13 protein-coding genes are annotated in these 17093 nt (G+C 62.6%); 5 read left to right on the top strand and 8 right to left on the bottom strand.

Annotated elements, in window-relative coordinates; translation table 11 throughout:
- Positions 1-18 precede the first annotated feature (18 nt).
- Positions 19-2610: an efflux RND transporter permease subunit gene (locus tag MU846_RS11265; protein WP_246952774.1), complete on the top strand. Its 2592-nt coding sequence runs from the start codon at positions 19-21 to the stop codon at positions 2608-2610.
- A 71-nt stretch (positions 2611-2681) separates the two neighbouring features.
- Here the strand turns inward: MU846_RS11265 and MU846_RS11260 are convergent, their stop codons facing one another.
- The 4 genes from MU846_RS11260 to MU846_RS11245 all read right to left on the bottom strand — a co-directional run bounded on the left by MU846_RS11260 (position 2682) and on the right by MU846_RS11245 (position 6156).
- Entirely contained in the window at positions 2682-2825 is a 144-nt protein-coding gene (locus tag MU846_RS11260; RefSeq protein WP_246952772.1) for a hypothetical protein, read from the bottom strand.
- A 610-nt stretch (positions 2826-3435) separates the two neighbouring features.
- On the bottom strand, positions 3436-4038 hold the full coding sequence (locus tag MU846_RS11255) for a peroxiredoxin (protein WP_246952770.1): 603 nt from the start codon (positions 4036-4038) through the stop codon (positions 3436-3438).
- Between the two features lie 104 nt (positions 4039-4142).
- Positions 4143-4460, bottom strand: coding sequence for a Grx4 family monothiol glutaredoxin (grxD, locus tag MU846_RS11250; RefSeq protein ID WP_246952768.1), 318 nt, complete (start codon positions 4458-4460; stop codon positions 4143-4145).
- A 148-nt stretch (positions 4461-4608) separates the two neighbouring features.
- Complete coding sequence (locus MU846_RS11245) at positions 4609-6156, bottom strand: hydantoinase B/oxoprolinase family protein (protein WP_246952766.1); 1548 nt, start codon at positions 6154-6156, stop codon at positions 4609-4611.
- Positions 6157-6408: 252 nt separating this feature from the next.
- Between MU846_RS11245 and MU846_RS11240 the strand changes: the two genes are divergently transcribed.
- The 3 genes from MU846_RS11240 (at position 6409) to MU846_RS11230 (ending at position 9673) form a co-directional block, all read left to right on the top strand.
- Entirely contained in the window at positions 6409-7596 is a 1188-nt protein-coding gene (locus tag MU846_RS11240; RefSeq protein WP_246952764.1) for an aspartate aminotransferase family protein, read from the top strand.
- Complete coding sequence (gene argF, locus MU846_RS11235) at positions 7593-8507, top strand: ornithine carbamoyltransferase (protein WP_246952762.1); 915 nt, start codon at positions 7593-7595, stop codon at positions 8505-8507. Before MU846_RS11240 ends, argF begins: the two co-directional genes overlap by 4 nt.
- Positions 8508-8617: 110 nt before the next feature.
- Complete coding sequence (locus MU846_RS11230; protein ID WP_246952760.1) at positions 8618-9673, top strand: ABC transporter ATP-binding protein; 1056 nt, start codon at positions 8618-8620, stop codon at positions 9671-9673.
- Positions 9674-9963: 290 nt separating this feature from the next.
- On the opposite strand, the gene hmpA is transcribed toward MU846_RS11230, so the two are convergent.
- Entirely contained in the window at positions 9964-11151 is a 1188-nt protein-coding gene (gene hmpA / locus MU846_RS11225) for an NO-inducible flavohemoprotein (protein WP_246952758.1), read from the bottom strand.
- 145 nt (positions 11152-11296) lie between these two features.
- Here hmpA and norR point away from each other — a divergent pair, with 145 nt between their 5' ends.
- A complete protein-coding gene (gene norR, locus MU846_RS11220) occupies positions 11297-12880 on the top strand; it encodes a nitric oxide reductase transcriptional regulator NorR (RefSeq protein WP_246952756.1) in 1584 nt (527 codons plus the stop codon).
- A gap of 53 nt (positions 12881-12933) precedes the next feature.
- Here norR and MU846_RS11215 read toward each other — a convergent pair whose 3' ends face one another.
- The 3 genes from MU846_RS11215 to glpK form a co-directional block, all read right to left on the bottom strand.
- The gene (locus MU846_RS11215; protein WP_246952754.1) at positions 12934-14112 is read right to left on the bottom strand and encodes a GGDEF domain-containing protein; all 1179 of its coding nucleotides are present in this window, start codon (positions 14110-14112) and stop codon (positions 12934-12936) included.
- Positions 14109-15242, bottom strand: a complete 1134-nt coding sequence (locus tag MU846_RS11210; protein WP_246952751.1) for a GGDEF domain-containing protein — start codon at positions 15240-15242, stop codon at positions 14109-14111. The genes MU846_RS11215 and MU846_RS11210 overlap by 4 nt, the downstream gene beginning before the upstream one ends.
- 243 nt (positions 15243-15485) lie before the next feature.
- Positions 15486-16970, bottom strand: a complete 1485-nt coding sequence (glpK, locus tag MU846_RS11205; protein ID WP_246952749.1) for a glycerol kinase GlpK — start codon at positions 16968-16970, stop codon at positions 15486-15488.
- Between the last annotated feature and the right edge of the window lie 123 nt (positions 16971-17093).

Genomic DNA, 17093 nt, shown 5'->3' with positions numbered 1-17093 from the left:
CGCTAAAAAGGACGCCCTGTGACCCGATTTTTCTTCTCCCTTTACCAGCGTGTGGTGCTTGACCATCCGCGCTTATGGCTCATTCTGATTACTTTGATCACTGTTCTGGCCGCCATTCAGGCGCGGGATTTCCGTCTGGATGCGTCGGCCGAGTCACTGGTGCTGGAGAACGACGAATCGCTGGCGTTCTACCGTGAGATGGCCAAGCGCTACGGCGGCAGTGAATTTCTGGTGATCACTTATGAGCCGGAACAGCCGCTGTTCAGCCGCCCGGTCATTGACCGGCTGGCGCAACTGCACGACGAGCTGGCAGCGCTTGAGCGGGTGGAATCGGTTTACAGCATGCTGGATGTGCCGCTGCTGCTCAGCCCGCAAGTGGAATTCCGCGATCTCGCCAGTGGTTACCGCACGGTGGCCGATGACGAGGTCGATCTGGCGCTGGCCAAAAAGGAGTTTACCGGCGCCAACCCCGTTTACCGTGATCTGCTGGTGAACCGGGAAGGCAAGATCACCGCGCTGCTGATCAACTTCAAGCGTGATGAAGAATATTATCGCCTGCTCAATGAACGCGCCGACTTGCGTGAGAAACGCCGCACCGACGGGCTGACGGCAGCAGAAGCGCAGCGCCTGGAAGAGGTGACGCGGGAATTCAGTGACTACAGCACCGCGCAACAGGGCCGGCTGGCGGATGAAATAGCGGCCATTCGCAACATCATGGATGGCTACCGCGACGATGCCCGGCTGTTCCTCGGCGGGGCGCCGATGATCGCCTCCGATGTGATCGATTTTGTGCGCAATGATCTGAGCATCTTCGGCATCGGCGTGACGCTGTTTCTGATTCTGACGCTGATCATTCTGTTCCGCCGCCTGCGCTGGGTGCTGGTGCCGATGCTGTGTTGCAGCATTACCGTGATCTGGATGCTCGGCTGGCTGGCGCTGGTGGACTGGAAAGTCACCGTGATCAGCTCGAACTTCGTGTCGCTGCTGCTCATCATCACCATGTCGATCGCCATTCACCTGACGGTGCGTTATCGCGAAGCCCATGCGCGCCAGCCCGATGCCACCTCGGCCGAGCTGGTGCATCAGACTGTTTCGTTCATGGGCCGCCCGGTGTTCTACACCACCATTACCACCATGGTGGCGTTTGCCTCGCTGGTGTTCAGCGGCATTCGCCCGGTGATCGATTTTGGCTGGATGATGACCATCGGTATCGGTGTGGCCATGTTGCTGTGCTTCACCCTGTATCCTGCCCTGCTCAGCCCTTTACCGGCCGGCAAACCGCAAAAGCTGCGTGATTTCACCCGCCGCAGCACGCTCGCCATTGCCACCTTTACGGCGCGGTTTGGCAAGCCGCTGATTATCGGCAGCGTATTGCTGACGCTGGTGGCCCTGTATGGAGTAACGCGGCTGACGGTGGAAAACCGCTTTATCGATTACTTTCAGGAAGACACCGAAATCTTTCAGGGCATGCTGGAAATCGACCGTAATCTCGGCGGCACCACTCCGCTGGATATTATTATCAACGCCCCGAAAAGCAGCCCCCGTGGCGTCATAGAAGATGACGGCTTTGCCGATTGGGACAGTGTGCCTGACCCTGCCGCTGACGCGCTCGACGGCTCTTCTGATGACTTTTCTGACGGCTTTTCTGACGATCCGTTTGCTGATCCGTTTGCTGATCCGTTTGCGGAAGGCGGCGCGCCTGATCCGCTGGAAAACAGCTACTGGTTTACCCCGGAGCGGCTGGCACTGTTGCTGGAGATTCAGCATTACCTCGAATCGCTGCCCGAAACAGGCAAGGTGTTATCCATCGCCTCCACTTACGAGATTGCGACGATTCTCAATGACGGCCCGCTGAGCTATGTGGAGCTGATGCTGCTGGCCAGTTTTGTGCCGCCTGAATTGCGTGCGCAACTTGTCAGCCCGTTTTTGTCGGAGGATGGCAATCAGGTGCGCATCAGCGTGCGCGTGATTGATTCCGACCGTAATCTGGAGCGTAACGCGCTGCTGGAAAAGATCACCACGGATCTCACCACCCGGTTTGATCTCGCGCCGGAACAGATTCAGCTCACTGGCGCCATGGTGCTTTACAACAACATGCTGCAAAGCCTGTTCAAGTCACAGGCGAACACACTGGGCTTCGTATTTCTGGCGATCATGCTGATGTTTTTATTACTGTTCCGCTCGTTTTCCTTGGCCGTTATCGCCATGCTGCCGAACCTGTTCAGTGCCGGCCTGGTGCTGGGCCTGATGGGCTGGATGGGGCTGCCGCTGGATCTGATGACGATCACTATTGCCGCCATCACTATCGGTATCGCGGTGGATGATTCGATCCATTATATCCATCGTTTCCGTGAGGAATTCCCCGAGGATCAGGATTATATCGCCACCATGCGCCGCTGCCACGGCTCCATCGGCACGGCCATGTATTACACATCGATCGTTATTATCGCCGGCTTCTCCATACTGGCGATCTCGAATTTCAACCCGACTGTCTATTTCGGCTTGCTGGCAAGCCTTGCCATGCTGGTCGCGCTGCTATCGAACCTGACGCTGCTGCCGGCCATGCTGGCGTGGATCAAACCGCGCATTCCGCCATTGGCGCAGAGCTGACAGCCCACCCGTCGCCCCGGAGCTGACTCGGGGCGGCGGCGCCTATGGCGTTCATTTTCCCGGAGCTATCGTCACTTGGGCTGTCGAGGCAGCGCCTTCGCACCTTTGGCCAGTTTTCTTTCTTCCGCTTTAACGCGACGCTCAAGCTTTTTCAGATATTCCTCGGCAGCTAGACGTTCGGGCTGAATTCCCCTTTTCCCCAGCATGTCACGCACACTCCGGTTGTTCTGTACATGCTCGCTCGTGATGGCCTGCTCGCCCTGAAGATCAGCCTGCTCAACATTGAGGTTTGCGCGGATCGCCGTTCTGAGCGATCAGATAACAGGCGTAGCGGGTGAGCATAAAATCATCAACTTCGCGCTTGGAGCCGCTACCGAGCTCGACCATTTTCGTGACGCCACGAAAATGGTCGGAAGCCGCATGACCACTGGCCTCGCAAGACGTCACCGCCCTCTTGATGGCAGTCTGAAAGTTCTCCCAGCGGGCGTATCCCAGAGGCGCCTACAAATCGCGAGCGAACCAGAACTCGATACCTTCGGCATCGGCCCGCTGTGCGGCAGCCTCGAGGCTGTGTTGCAGGGCTTGCAAGTGCTCATCCATGGTCAATTCCTTTTGCTGGCATTGCCGGTATTACGCCTCCTGCGCTGGCGGCAAGAGGCGGCACACTCCAGATTAACAAGGAAGGCAATGAAGGTAACCGTCTCTTCCAGAGTACTGATCCGGGCCCAGAAGTTGTCGAACGCGGCCTCGGCTGATTGCACTCTCTCAATATAGCTGTTTCAGCAGAGCGACGAAGCCAACAGACATAATGTCGAGCGCGGCTCCTCAGAGCTTGCCCGCATTCTTCTTCAGATAATCCACCGCGCCCTGTGGCGAGGGCGTCATGCCGGCCTCACCCTGTTGCCAGCCGGCAGGGCAAACCTCGCCACGCCGCTCGTGAAACTGAAGTGCATCCACCAACCGCAAGAGTTCGTCGATATTGCGCCCCACCGGCAGATCGTTGATCAGCTGACTACGCACCACGCCGTCGCGATCAATAATGAAAGCAGCGCGCAACGCCATGCCGCCTTCGGCCTGCACATCGTAGGCGCGGGTGATTTCGCGGGTGATATCTGCTGCCAGGGTGAAGCGCACGGGGCCGATGCCGCCCTGCTCTACCGGCGTGCGGCGCCAGGCGTTATGGCTGAAATGGCTGTCGATGGAGATGCCGATCACTTCCACATCGCGCTCTCGAAAGGCATCGATGCGATGCTCCAGCGCGATCAGCTCCGAAGGGCAGACAAAGGTGAAATCCAGCGGGTAGAAAAACAGCAGGCCGTATTTGCCGGCCAGCGTCTCGGCCAGATTGAATGCCTCGTCGATACGGCCATCGGCCAGTACCGCCGGCACGGTAAAATCAGGAGCAGGTTTGCCTACCAGAACGGCCATGACGTGGGTACCACCAAGAAGTGTGCGTGGGTCGTGCTGTTATATGAAATGGGCCTGCGCCCTGCTGGCGGCGGCCCCAGCCACCGCACAGCAAGTGCATCTGCTCAGGCGGCTGCCTGCTCTACCAATGTCGCCAGCTCACCGGTGCGGTGCATTTCCAGCAGGATATCGCTGCCACCGACCAGCTCGCCTTTTACCCACAGCTGCGGGAAGGTCGGCCAGTTGCCGTATTTGGGCAGGTTGGCGCGGATTTCCGGCGCCTCCAGAATATTCACATAGGCAAACGGCTTGCCGATCGCGGTCATGACTTCGATGGCGCGGGCAGAAAAACCGCACTGCGGAAACTGTGGTGTACCTTTCATGTACAGGATCACCGCGTTGCTCTCGATCTGCTCGCGGATGACTTGCATGATGTCGTCCATAAATTCTTTACCCTGAAAAGTCGCGTGAAAGAGCGCCGGGCGTCATCCGTAAATCCCGTCGGTGTGTTGGCCATATTGTCTTTGGTCGTGCTGCCGCTGGCAACTAGCGCCCCCGCGTGCGTGCGCAGGGCGCCGCTATAGCGGCGAATTAGCCGTAGCCACCACCCCCTGCTGACGCCACCGTCAGACGATCACCGGGCCGGGCCTGGAAGGTGGTCTTGCCGGGCACCGGCGCGCCATTGAGGCGATTCTCGCCCGGTTTGCCGCTGGCGCCACCGGCCAGCCCCCAGGGTGCGTGGCGGCGGCGCTCGGTCAGTAATGTCACCTGCGCTGGCGCCAGAAACTCAAGCTCGCGCTCCAGCCCGTCACCGCCCTTGAACTGGCCGCTGCCGCCGCTGGCGCGGCGCAGCGCATAGCGCCACACCCGCAGGGGATAATGCCGCTCCAGGCTCTCGATCGGTGTATTGAGGGTATTGGTCATGTGTGTCTGCACGCCGCTGAGGCCATCGCGGCCCGGCGCTGCGCCCATGCCGCCGCCCATGGTTTCGTAATAATCCCAACCGGGGCTGCCGGGTGTGGCGTGGGCGCCCATGGCGAGGTTGTTCATGCTGCCCTGGCTGGCTGCGGGGATCCGATCGGGCATGGCCTGGGCAAGCGCGCCGAGCATCGCATCGACAATCCGCGAGCTGGTTTCCACGTTGCCGGCGGCCACTGCGGCCGGGCGCCGGGCGTTCACCAGCGAGCCGGCTGGCGCCTGCAAGCTGATCGGACGGAACAACCCGGCACAAGCCGGCACGGTGCCGGGCAACAGGCAGCGAAAGCAGTAGTAAACGGCGGCGGCCGCCACCGACAGCGGGCAGTTGATATTGCCCGGCACCTGCGGCGAGGTGCCGGTAAAATCCACCTCGGCGCGCTCGCCCTGGATCGTCAGTGTGACGCTCACGGCAATATCCAGCGTGCCCTGGCCATCGTCATCCAGATAATCGGTAAACCGATACACGCCATCCGGCATGGCGGCGATCATCTGCCCGGCCAGCCGCTCGCCGTAGGCGTTCAATGCAGCGACGCCGGCGTGAAACCACGCTTCGCCGCGCTCGCCAATCAATTGCCCCAGCCAGGCTGCGCCGGCATCACAAGCGCTGGCCTGGGCAACAAAATCGCCAAAGCGCGGCGAGGTCTGCGCATCCGCCGCATCGCTGCCGGCCAGCCGCTGCACCAGTGCCTGCTGCCAGGCGCCGTCGTAACGCAGCCATTGCGGCGCGATGATCTCGCCCTCTTCTTCAAGGCGCCGGGAAATCGGCATCGAGCCCGGCGCTGTGGCGCCGATGTTGGCGTGGTGAGCGCGTGTGACCACGAACGCCAGCGGCGCGGCGCCGCCGGCAAAGACAGGCGCCACCACGGTGACGTCGGGAAGGTGTGTGCCACCCAGGTAAGGATCGTTGACCACCAGCAAGGCGCCCTCGCGCCAGTCGCGGCCACTGACCAGATCGCGCATGGCATAAGCCATGCTGCCCAGGTGCACCGGAATATGCGCCGCCTGGGCGCATAACTCGCCCTCGCCATCGAAAATGGCACAGGAGAAATCCAGCCGATCCTTGATGTTCGGCGAGAAGGCGCAACGGCGCAGTAGTGCGCCCATTTCTTCACAGATGCCTGCCAGGCGATTGGCGAAGATACTCAGCTGGACAGCGTCCATGTTGTGCTCCTGAAAATGATCGACGGGCAACGCGGCCCGCACGCCTTGAGTGTACGCCCGATCACGCTATCACCGCTGGGCTGGCCGGGTTGTGGATAATTGCACCATTCCGGCAGGGCCGCTATTATCGAGCGCTCGCGGCAGCTCAGGCTGCCGTTTTTGTTCTTGCTGGGTCGCGTGCTGCGCGACCGTCAGCGCCCAGGTTTCCCCATTACCCCAGACACGAAACGGCCGGAGAGGAAAGGCCCGAGGATGAGCGACAATTACCTGATGCCCACCTATGCGCGGCAACCGCTGACCTTCACCCGAGGTGAAGGCGTGTGGCTGTACGACACCGACGCCAACGCCTGGCTGGATGCGATATCCGGCATCGGCGTGTGCAACCTCGGCCATTGTCATCCCGAGGTCACCCGCACGCTGGCGCGACAGGCCGGCACTCTGGTGCATACCTCGAACCTTTACCACATCGAAGCCCAGCAACGGCTGGCCGCTGCATTGTGCCGCCTCGGCAACATGGAAAAGGCATTTTTCTGCAACTCCGGTGCCGAGGCCAACGAGGCCGCGATCAAGCTGGCGCGGCTGTACGGCAACAAGCGCGGCGTCGAGTCACCGGCCATCATCGTACTGGAAAACGCCTTCCATGGCCGCACTCTGGCGACCTTGACGGCAACCGCCAACAAAGCCGCCCAGGCCGGTTTCGAACCGCTGGTGCAGGGCTTCGTGCGGGCGCCGTGGAATGATCTGGCCGCGCTGCGAGCGCTGGCCGCCGAGCACAAGAATATTGTCGCGGTGCTGGTGGAGCCGATTCAGGGCGAAGGTGGCGTGCGCGTGCCTGCTGCGGATTATCTGCCCGGCCTGCGTGCCTTGTGCGATGAGCACGAGTGGCTGCTGATGCTGGATGAGGTGCAGACCGGCAACGGCCGCACCGGCGATTACTTTTTTTGCACCGGCGCAAATGTGCGCCCGGATGTGCTGACCACCGCCAAGGGGCTGGGCAACGGCTTTCCGATTGGCGCCTGCCTGGCCGCAGGCCGCGCTGCGGATATATTCAGCGCTGGCAGCCATGGCAGCACCTATGGCGGCAACCCGCTGGGCTGCGCCACGGCGCTGACGGTGGTGGAAACCATTTCCGAGCAGGTGCTGCCCACCGTGAAGCGCAAGGGCGAGCAGTTGCAGCAGCTGCTGCGCGAGGCGCTGGCGGATGTGCCGATGGTGACCGAGGTGCGTGGCCAGGGGCTGATGATCGGTATCCAGCTGGATCGAGACTGCGGCGAGATCGTCGCGCTGGCCCGCGAACAGAATGTGCTGCTGAACGTGACCGCAGGCAGTGTGGTGCGGTTGCTGCCGCCTCTGGTGATCAGCGAGCAGGAAATCAATACGCTGGCGAGCCGGGTTGGCGCTGCCATTCGTGCTTTTGCCAAGCGGCAGGAGGCAGCATGACGGTACGGCATTTTCTGACGCTCAGTGATCTCAGCCGTGATGAGCTGGGCTACCTGATCCAGCGTGCCATCGAATTGAAAACCATGCTGCGCAACGGCCAGCGCCATGAAGTGTTGCAGGGCAAATCGCTGGGCATGATTTTTGAAAAAGCCTCGACGCGCACCCGCCTTTCTTTTGAAGTGGCGATGACGCAGTTTGGCGGCGCCAGTATTTTTCTGTCGCCACGTGATACACAACTTGGCCGAGGCGAACCGATCGAGGATTCTGCCAGGGTGATGTCGCGCATGGTGGATGCGGTAATGATCCGCACCTTTGCCCATGCCACGGTGGAAACCTTTGCCGCTCACTCCAGTGTGCCCGTGATCAACGCGCTCACGGACGAGTTTCATCCGTGCCAGTTGCTGGCCGATATCCAGACCTATGTGGAGCATCGCGGCAGTATTCAGGGCAAGCGCGTGGCCTGGGTCGGTGACGGCAACAACATGTGCAATTCCTATATCGAGGCGGCGCAGCAGTTTGATTTCGAGCTGGTGCTCAGTTGCCCCGAAGGCTTTGATCCTGACGCAGCATTGCTGGCCCGCCACAGTGATCGGGTACGCATCGAGCGCGATCCGCGCCAGGCAGTGGCCGGCGCGCATCTGGTGGTCACCGATGTGTGGGCGTCCATGGGCCAGGAAGAAGAACAGGCTGCACGCGTGGCGGCCTTCCGCGATTTTCAGGTGAGCCCGGCATTGATGGATCGCGCCGATCCGCAGGCGCTGTTCATGCATTGCCTGCCCGCCCACCGCGGCGAGGAAATCAGCCATGACATGCTGGACGATCCGCGTTCGGTGGTCTGGGACGAAGCTGAAAACCGGCTGCACGCGCAAAAAGCGCTGCTGGAATTCCTGCTCGTCGGCGACGGCGCCTGAGCACCCCGGCCGGCCTCCGCCCGGCCGTTTGCCCTGATATTCTGATACAATCGCGAGCGCACAGGCAGCGGCCCCGGCCGCTGCGTTACTTGCCACCACGAGCTTTCTGCATGCCCGACACCGCCCCGCTCCAGCTTGATGCCATCGCCTGCCAGTATGATGGCCACCCCGTTGTGCGCGGTGTCAGTTTTGCGCTGGAAAGCGGCCAGATTGCCTGCCTGCTGGGGCCGTCCGGTTGCGGCAAGACCACCACCTTGCGCGCCATCGCCGGGCTTGAGCCACTGACCGCCGGCCGCATTCTGATTCGCGGCGCCGTGGCCTCCCGTGCCGGCTTTACCCTGCCGCCGGAAAAGCGCGCCCTGGGCATGGTATTTCAGGATCACGCGCTGTTTCCGCATCTTTCGGTGGCCGATAACGTGGCCTTTGCGCTGCGCCGCCAGAGCCGCGAGGCGCGTGCGCGCCGGGTAGAAGAGTGCCTGGAGCTGGTGCGGCTGGAAGGAATGGGCGAGCGCTTTCCGCACGAGCTTTCCGGCGGCCAGCAGCAGCGTATCGCGCTGGCTCGGGCACTGGCACCCCGGCCAACGCTGATGCTGCTGGATGAGCCGTTCGCCAGCCTTGATCTGGATCTGCGGCGGCAATTGAATCAGGAGCTGCGCGCTATTTTGCTGCACGAAGGCACCACCGCCGTGATCGTGACGCACGATCAGGAGGAAGCCTTCGCCATTGCCAGCCATGTGGGCATCATGCGTGGCGGCGAGTTGTTGCAGTGGGATAATCCTTACACCATCTACCACGCACCTTCGACACGTTTTGTTGCCGAGTTTGCCGGCGCGGGCGCTTTTTTGCGCGGCGTGGTGCAGCAAGGCAATTGTGTGCACACGGCGGTGGGCGAGTTGCGCAGCCACCAACCGCTGGCGCGTACGCCCGGTACGGCGGTGCAGGTGCTGCTGCGGCCTGAAGATGTGATACCGGCCAGCAGTGGCGCGGTGAAAACCGTCGTTGAGCACCGCGTGTTCACCGGCCCGAATATTCTTTACCAGTTGAAACTGCCCCAGGGCGAGCGCCTCAGCTGCCTCACCGGCAGCCATGTGGATGTGGCGGTGGGCGAGCCGCTGACGGTGGATATTGCTGCCAAGCATCTGGTGCTGTTCAACGGCGACGCCTGAACCACACGCTGTATTTTCGCCCTGTGCTGCCACTCCGGCGCCGTGCCAGGCACCGGGGTCGGTTACACTTCCCTGTGCACATTTTGCCAACTCCCGGCTGACTATCTCCCTGCCTGCTATCTCCCTGTTCGATACGTTTTCCTGTTCGATCTCCTGTTATGCCAGACGCACCCCCGGCGCCGGTACGCCACCCTGCGCCGGACCCCGAATACGCAGTCCAGTGCTTCAGGCCAGCGCTTCACTCCAGCGCCTCATTCCAGCGCCTCATTCCAGCGCCTCATTCCAGCGCTTCAGTCCAGCGCTTCGGCCGGCCCGAAGAACTCGTAACGCGCCTGGTCATCCGGCACACCCAGCTCGCGCAGTGCGCGGCGAATAAACGCCATGAACGGTTTGGGGCCGAGAAAGTACGCCTGCACATCGCTGCTGCCGGGCAACCACTCGCGCAGGTGATCCAGCATCGGCCGCCCGATGGCATCCGGTTGCCGCGCCGCACCCTCACCCCCCTGCTCGTACACCACGCGAGCACGGAAGTTGGGGTAGCGATCAGCCCAGCTATCGAGCTGCGCACCGAACGCATGTGCCTGCGGGTTGCGTGCATAATGAATGAACACCACCGGCCGGGCGCTTTCCTCCAGCGCTGCTTCCGCCATCGCCAGCGTGGGCGTGATCCCGACGCCGCCGCTGATCAATACCAATGGTTTTTCGCACTCGCTCAGCACGAAATCACCCGCAGGCGGGAACAGCGACAACGTATCCCCCTGCTTGATCTGATCGTGCAGGAAACTGGAGGCCACGCCCTGCTTCTCCCGCTTCACGCTGATGCGGTAACTGCGGCCGTTCGGCGCAGCCGAAAGAGAATAGTTGCGGCGCAGCTCTTCCCCGTTGATGTGCAATTGCAGGCCGATGTATTGCCCCGGCCGGAACGTGACGACCGGCTGGCCATCCTCGGGCTCCAGATAAAACGACGTGACTTCTTCGCTCTCGGCAACCTTGCGCGCCACGCGGAAGGGGCGTGCGCCCCGCCAGCCGCCCGGCGCCTCGGCCAGCGCATCGTAAGTGCCGGCTTCGGCACCGATCAGAATATCCGCCAGCTGCTGATAGGCCGCGCCCCAGGCTTCGATCACCGCATCGGTGGCGATCTCTTCGCCCAGCACTTCGCGAATGGCGCGCAACAGGCAGGTGCCCACAATCGGGTAATGCTCCGGCTGCACTTGCAGGGCGACGTGTTTGTTGACGATGGTCGACACCAGCGGCCCAAGCGCCTCCAGACGGTCGATATGGCGCGCGTACATCAGCACGCCGTTGGCCAATGCGCGCTGCTGGGCGCCGCTGGCCTGATGGGCCTGGTTGAACAGGGGCCGTACTGACGGATATTCCGCCAGCATGATGCGGTAAAAGTGAGTGGTAAGCGCCTCACCGCCGCTTTCCAGCAACGGAACGGTGGACTGGATGATCTCGCGCTGTGAATCAGTAAGCATGTTTGCCTTCCGGGTTGATAAAGTCGGCCCGGGGGAAGCACAAAGCGTGCCAGTGGAAAAAGCCGTTATATCCGATACTTATTGACCCGAAAGGGTTAAAATAACACTATCTTTTAACTCTTTTTAATGCCTGGAGCATGTCCTTTTGACTCCATCCTCCACCATGCTTGCGGCGCTGTTGCCGTTGATTACCGACCTCACTCACGACCTTCCTGATGAATTGCGCTACCAGCGGCTGCTGGATACGTTGCGCCAATTGCTGCCCTGCGATGCGGTGGCGCTGCTGCGGCTGGATCAGGAGGCGCTGGTGCCGCTGGCGGTGCAGGGCCTGAGCGATGACACTCTGGGCCGCCGCTTTCTGGTGAGTGGCCAGCCGCGCCTGCGGGCCATTCTGGATGCGCCGCATGGCATTCGCTTTCCTGCGGATTGCGATCTGCCCGATCCTTATGATGGCCTGGTGCAGGCCGGCAGCGGGCAACTGGCGGTGCACGATTGCATGGGTTGTGCGCTGCGCATCGGCGAGCAGCCCTGGGGCGTGCTGACGCTGGATGCGTTACAGGCGGATCGGTTTTCCGATGACGATCTGCAACTGCTGCATACCTTCGCCAGCCTTGCGGCGGCCACGGTGGCGGCTTCCTCACGTCTGAAAGCGCTGTCGCGCTCGATCGAGGAGGAGCGCCGCCGCGCCGATGCTTACCGGCTGGCGGCGGCGCCGACATCTCAGCGACTGCTGGGATACAGCACGGCGTTTCGCGAGATGATGGCGGCGATTGATCTGGTCGCGGCCAGTGATCTGACGGTGCTGATCATGGGCGAAACCGGCGTTGGCAAGGAGCTGGTGGCGCGGCAGTTGCACGCGCAATCGCAGCGTGCCGATAAAGTGCTGGTGAGCGTGAACTGCGCAGCGCTGCCGGAAAATCTGGTAGAAAGCGAGCTGTTCGGGCATGTGCGCGGGGCGTTCTCGGGGGCAGTGAGTGATCGCTCAGGCAAATTTGCCATGGCCGATGGCGGCACACTGTTTCTGGACGAGATCGGTGAACTGCCGCTGACGATTCAGGCGAAACTGCTGCGAGTGCTACAGGGTGGCCAGTTGCAGCGCATCGGCTCGGATCGTGAACACCGCACCGACATTCGCCTGATTGCCGCCACCAACCGTGATCTGGCAGAAGAAGTTCGCGCCGGGCGTTTTCGTGCGGATCTGTATCACCGCCTGAGTGTGTTTCCGTTGCGGGTACCGCCCCTGCGCGAGCGCCAGCGCGATGTGCTGACACTGGCCGGCACCTTCATCGAGCAGAATCGCCGCCGCATGGGCCTGCGCGGGCTGCGCCTGTCAGCGGCAGCCGAGCAGGCGCTGCTGGCGCATTCCTGGCCCGGCAATGTGCGTGAGCTTGAGCATCTGGTTGCCCGCGCAGTGCTGCGGGCGATGGGCCGCTGTTCGCGGGCGGAGATCGTCACGCTGAGCAGCACCGATCTGGATATTGCCACCCCTGGCGTGCTGCCGGCGCACGCCGCCGGGCTGCCACCGGCACACCCTGCCCCGGCGGCGCCGATGCCGCTACGCACGGCGGTGGATCTATTTCAGAAGCAGCTGATTCAGGCCACGCTGCAACAGCAAGGCGGCAATCTGGCCGCCACGGCGCGTGCGCTGGGCATGGACAGGGCCAATCTGGCGCGGCTGGCGAATCGCCTGGGCATGACCGCTAAAGGGCAGCGAGACGCCGGCGAGTGACCACCGCACCCGCTACCCGACAGCGGCGGCAGGCGTGATCAGGTCTGCGGTACTCAGATTTGAGGCGCCAGGGTCAATGCTGCCTCAGGCGACACGGGCTCGGCCACCACGCGATCACGGCCCCGGCTTTTTGCCAGGTAAAGGCAATGATCGGCTCTGGCCAGGGTGTCTTTCAGGTTTTCCCCGGGGCGATATTCGGCGATGCCGATGGATACCGAGGCCGACAGCGCCGGGTCGAGCGGGCTGAAATCCTCGGCGGCCAGCGCTGCCCGCAAGCGCTCCGCCACCTGCGCCGCGCCTTGGGCATCACTTTGCGGTAACACCAGCACAAACTCTTCGCCGCCGAGGCGGCCGATGTAATCGGCTTCGCGCAGGGTTTCATGTGCAATCTGGGCGAAACGCCGCAATACCCTGTCGCCGGAGCCGTGCCCGAACCGATCATTGATGCGCTTGAAATGATCCAGATCGACAAAACAGACGGTGAATCGGTACTCGCCGGATTCCGCCAGCGCCCGCTGCTGCGCCAGCAATTCCATGATGTGGCGGCGGTTGAAAAGCCCGGTCAGCTCATCCCGGATCGCCATTTCCCGTGCCTGAGCCAACGCATCGTTGAGTTGCCTGTTCTTGGCAGTCAGGCTGCTGCGCAGTGCATTGATGCCCACGCCGGTAATCACGAAACTCACGGCGGTGATGCAGAACAACAGCCATTGCAGCATTTCCAGCGTCAGGTTCATTTGCAGGCCGCGCTGTTGCCACACCAGTATCAGCACCAGCAGGTAACCCGCCATCCCCGCACCGGAGACCAGCAACAGGCCCGGCAGTGCCTGGCGAAAGGAGGCCAGCAGCATGGCGGCAAAGAACAGCATCGCCATGCTCAGGCGAAACTCGTTCATGAAATACGCGGTCGTCAGCACACTGGCCGTCAGCCAGAGGTTCCATTGCAGTGATAATGTCGGATCCTGCCGGCCGAGTGTGCGCCGGCGCCAGACCAGCATGGCAAGCACCAGGTTGCCGGCCCAGGCGCCAGCCAACAGCACAGCCAGCGTCAGGGCGCCGCCGGTCATGTAACCGCCCTGAAAATAGACGATGGCAACCAGCGTGTGCAGCATGCTGATCAGCAGCGCGGTTCTGACATGTCCCAACGCCAGGCGGTGATCATCCAGCGCCAGCGCGGGTGCCTGCTGCAGATCGCCCATCATCGTTGCCCCGCTCTGCTCAATGCTTCGTGTCATCCGACAGGCCCTCCTTCCAGAGGCCTGCGTGGCGCTACCACGGTACGGTTGCGGCCTTGCCCCTTGGCGCGATAAAGCGCTTCATCGGCACGGGCCAGCCAGGCTTCCAGCGGCTCACCCTCGATGTATTCCGCCAGGCCCTGGGACACGGTCACGCGCAGCGCCGGGGCGTGCTCGAACTGCTCTTGTGCCAGTTCGCCGCGCAATTGCTCCAGCACGCTGCGGGCGCGCTCCATGTCGGTTTTGGCCAGCACCAGCAGGAATTCCTCGCCGCCGAACCGGGCGCAAAAATCCCGGCCGCTGAGCAGCGCGCTGGCACGTTCGGCAAAGCGGCGCAGCACCTCATCGCCGAGTGCATGGCCATAGGTGTCGTTGATCTGCTTGAAGTGATCCAGATCGGCGTAAGCGATCACCACGCCAAAGGCCCCCCGGCCGGCCATTTCACGGATCTTCGCCAGCCGCTCCATGGCATAGCGCCGGTTATAGAGGCCGGTCAGTTCATCGCGCACGGCCAGCCGCTGGATGCGCTCGACGATCTCGCCCAACTCCCGGTTGCGACGCGCCAGGGTGTTGCGGATGGTGCCGATCTCGCTGGCCAGCATCGCCACAGCCAGTGTCATCACGGCAAAGGTGCCCCACTGGATCAGCTCTGCCTGACGGTCCACCGCCTCCGGGTACCAGCGCGACACCAGCAGCAGGATGGCAAGATAGACCAGCACACAGTAAATGCCCACAAACACCAGATCGCGCCGCCGGCTGCGAAATACACCGGTCTGCAAGATGGCAAAAAACAGCAGCATCACACACAGGCGGGCCTGATCGATGTAAAACGCGGACACCAGCAAGGCCGTGGTAGACCACCAGATGACCGGCATGGTCATGGCGGGATCGCGCAGGCGCCGGTTCAGGCCAGCAAGGGTAAACAGGATCAGCGCAACGTGACCGCTCCAGATGGCCAGAAACAGGCCGAAAAAAACGGCGTTGCTGCCGCGAAAGAACCCCAGCTGCGCAGCGATCCAGCACACCAGTGTATGTGCCAGGCCGCCGGCCACCAGCGCAAACAATACGCGCCGGACGATGCGTGCTTGCTCGGAATCTTGTAACCCGGTGTTGAAGAACCATCCCTGCATTCGTGCTCGCCTGTCTTCGGAGGCCCCGCCTCCCGCCCGGCGCCCCGACCCGCTTCCTGCGTCGGGAGCCCCTTGGCCGCCTTGCCTGGCCGGCCACTCAAGTACCATTTTCGTACTAGCAATATGATATCACTTAGGGCAATAGTATTAGCTTATGTGATGTATATCACAATACTTCATCGCCGGGCTGCTACCGCTCGTCCAGAAGCGAGACGGCGATCCGCTGCCGGCCAACCTCCTCCGTCAACGTTTGCACACTCTGGCCACCGCCTCCCGCCAGCCGGCATGGCGTTGGCGCCGTTCGGGCTCGGCCAGACGCGGTGTGAAATCCCGATCACAGCGCCAGCGGCCAGCGATGCTCTCCAGCGAGTCGTACACGCCTACCTGCAAACCGGCCAGATAGGCGGCACCCAGCGCGGTGGTTTCAGTAATCACGGGGCGATCCACGCGCACGCCGAGAATGTCGGCCAGGCTCTGCGCCAGCCAGTTGTTGACGACCATGCCGCCATCCACGCGCAACGCGGTAGGCCGGGCGGCGCCGTCAGCCACCATGGCCTCCAGCAGATCCAGGGTCTGGTAACACACCGCCTCCAGGCCCGCTGTCACCACTTCGGCAATGCCGGTGTCGCGCGTCAGCCCCAGCAGTGCGCCGCGTGCGTGGGGATCCCACCAGGGCGCGCCCAGCCCGGTGAAAGCCGGCACCATATAGACCCCTTTGCTGTTGCCGACGCTGCGCGCCAGCGCCTCTGTTTCGCTGGCGTGGCTGATCAGCCGCAGGCCATCGCGCAGCCACTGAATGGCGGCGCCGGCAACAAATATCGACCCTTCCAGCGCATAAGTGGTGTGGCCGGCAAGCCGGTATCCCACTGTGGTCAGCAGGCGATTTTCCGATTGCACGGCCTTGTCGCCGGTATTGAGCACCATGAAGCAGCCGGTGCCGTAGGTGCTTTTCACCATGCCGGGCTGGAAGCACGCCTGGCCGACCAGCGCTGCCTGCTGATCGCCGGCGATGCCGGCCACCGGCACGGCGGTGCCCAGCAGGCCGGCATCGGTGTGGCCGAAATCGGCAGCGCTGTCGCGCACCTCGGGGAGCAGCGCCGAGGGAATGCGGAACAACCGCAGCAGTTCTTCATCCCAGCATTGCTGATGAATATTGAAAAGAAGTGTGCGCGAAGCGTTGGTGGCGTCGGTGGCGTGCACGCGCCCACCGGTGAGATGCCAGAGCAGCCAGCTGTCGATGGTGCCGAAGGCCAGCTCGCCACGTTCGGCGCGCTCGCGGGCGCCATCGACATTGTCCAGCAGCCAGGTCAGTTTGGTGGCAGAAAAGTAGGGATCAAGCAGCAGCCCGGTGCGGGCTTGTACCAGTGCCTCGTGGCCTTGCTCGCGCAAGGTCTGGCACAGGGCCGCAGTGCGGCGATCCTGCCAGACGATGGCGGGAGCCAGCGGTGTGCCGGTGGCGCGATCCCACAGCACGGTGGTTTCACGCTGGTTGGTAATGCCGATGGCGGCCAGTTGCGAGGCGTCGATGCGGGCGTTCTCCAGCGCCTTGTGGCACAGCGCCAGGCAATCGCTCCAGATTTCCCTGGCATCGTGCTCCACCCAGCCATCGGCGGGATAATGCTGGGTAAACTCCTTTTGCGCCTGGCCGAGTATGGTGCCGGCCGCATCGAAAACGATGGTGCGTGAGCTGGTGGTGCCCTGGTCGATGGCGAGCAAATAGCCGTTCATGTGTACTCCCTGTTCTGGCAACCCGTTGCCAGCCGCCTGGTCGGCGATTTGTTGTCATTATCGAGACCGGGCTGGTCTCTTCATCACGGCGCTGCGGCCTCCCGCGGCGCCTCTATGCCGCGC

Source organism: Alcanivorax quisquiliarum (assembly GCF_023051175.1).
Lineage (GTDB): Bacteria > Pseudomonadota > Gammaproteobacteria > Pseudomonadales > Alcanivoracaceae > Isoalcanivorax > Isoalcanivorax quisquiliarum.
Note: the sequence above shows the minus strand (reverse complement) of the source record. Positions and strands in the feature narration are given on the sequence as shown.

Bases quoted from the DNA above. Each gene is read 5' to 3' on its own strand.
- MU846_RS11230 (WP_246952760.1), top strand. From the start codon at position 8,618: ATGCCCGACACCGCCCCGCTCCAGCTTGATGCCATCGCCTGCCAGTAT.
- MU846_RS11255 (WP_246952770.1), bottom strand. From the start codon at position 4,038: ATGGCCGTTCTGGTAGGCAAACCTGCTCCTGATTTTACCGTGCCGGCG.
- MU846_RS11240 (WP_246952764.1), top strand. From the start codon at position 6,409: ATGAGCGACAATTACCTGATGCCCACCTATGCGCGGCAACCGCTGACC.
- glpK (WP_246952749.1), bottom strand. From the start codon at position 16,970: ATGAACGGCTATTTGCTCGCCATCGACCAGGGCACCACCAGCTCACGC.
- MU846_RS11210 (WP_246952751.1), bottom strand. From the start codon at position 15,242: ATGCAGGGATGGTTCTTCAACACCGGGTTACAAGATTCCGAGCAAGCA.
- hmpA (WP_246952758.1), bottom strand. From the start codon at position 11,151: ATGCTTACTGATTCACAGCGCGAGATCATCCAGTCCACCGTTCCGTTG.
- grxD (WP_246952768.1), bottom strand. From the start codon at position 4,460: ATGGACGACATCATGCAAGTCATCCGCGAGCAGATCGAGAGCAACGCG.
- MU846_RS11245 (WP_246952766.1), bottom strand. From the start codon at position 6,156: ATGGACGCTGTCCAGCTGAGTATCTTCGCCAATCGCCTGGCAGGCATC.
- MU846_RS11215 (WP_246952754.1), bottom strand. From the start codon at position 14,112: ATGACACGAAGCATTGAGCAGAGCGGGGCAACGATGATGGGCGATCTG.
- argF (WP_246952762.1), top strand. From the start codon at position 7,593: ATGACGGTACGGCATTTTCTGACGCTCAGTGATCTCAGCCGTGATGAG.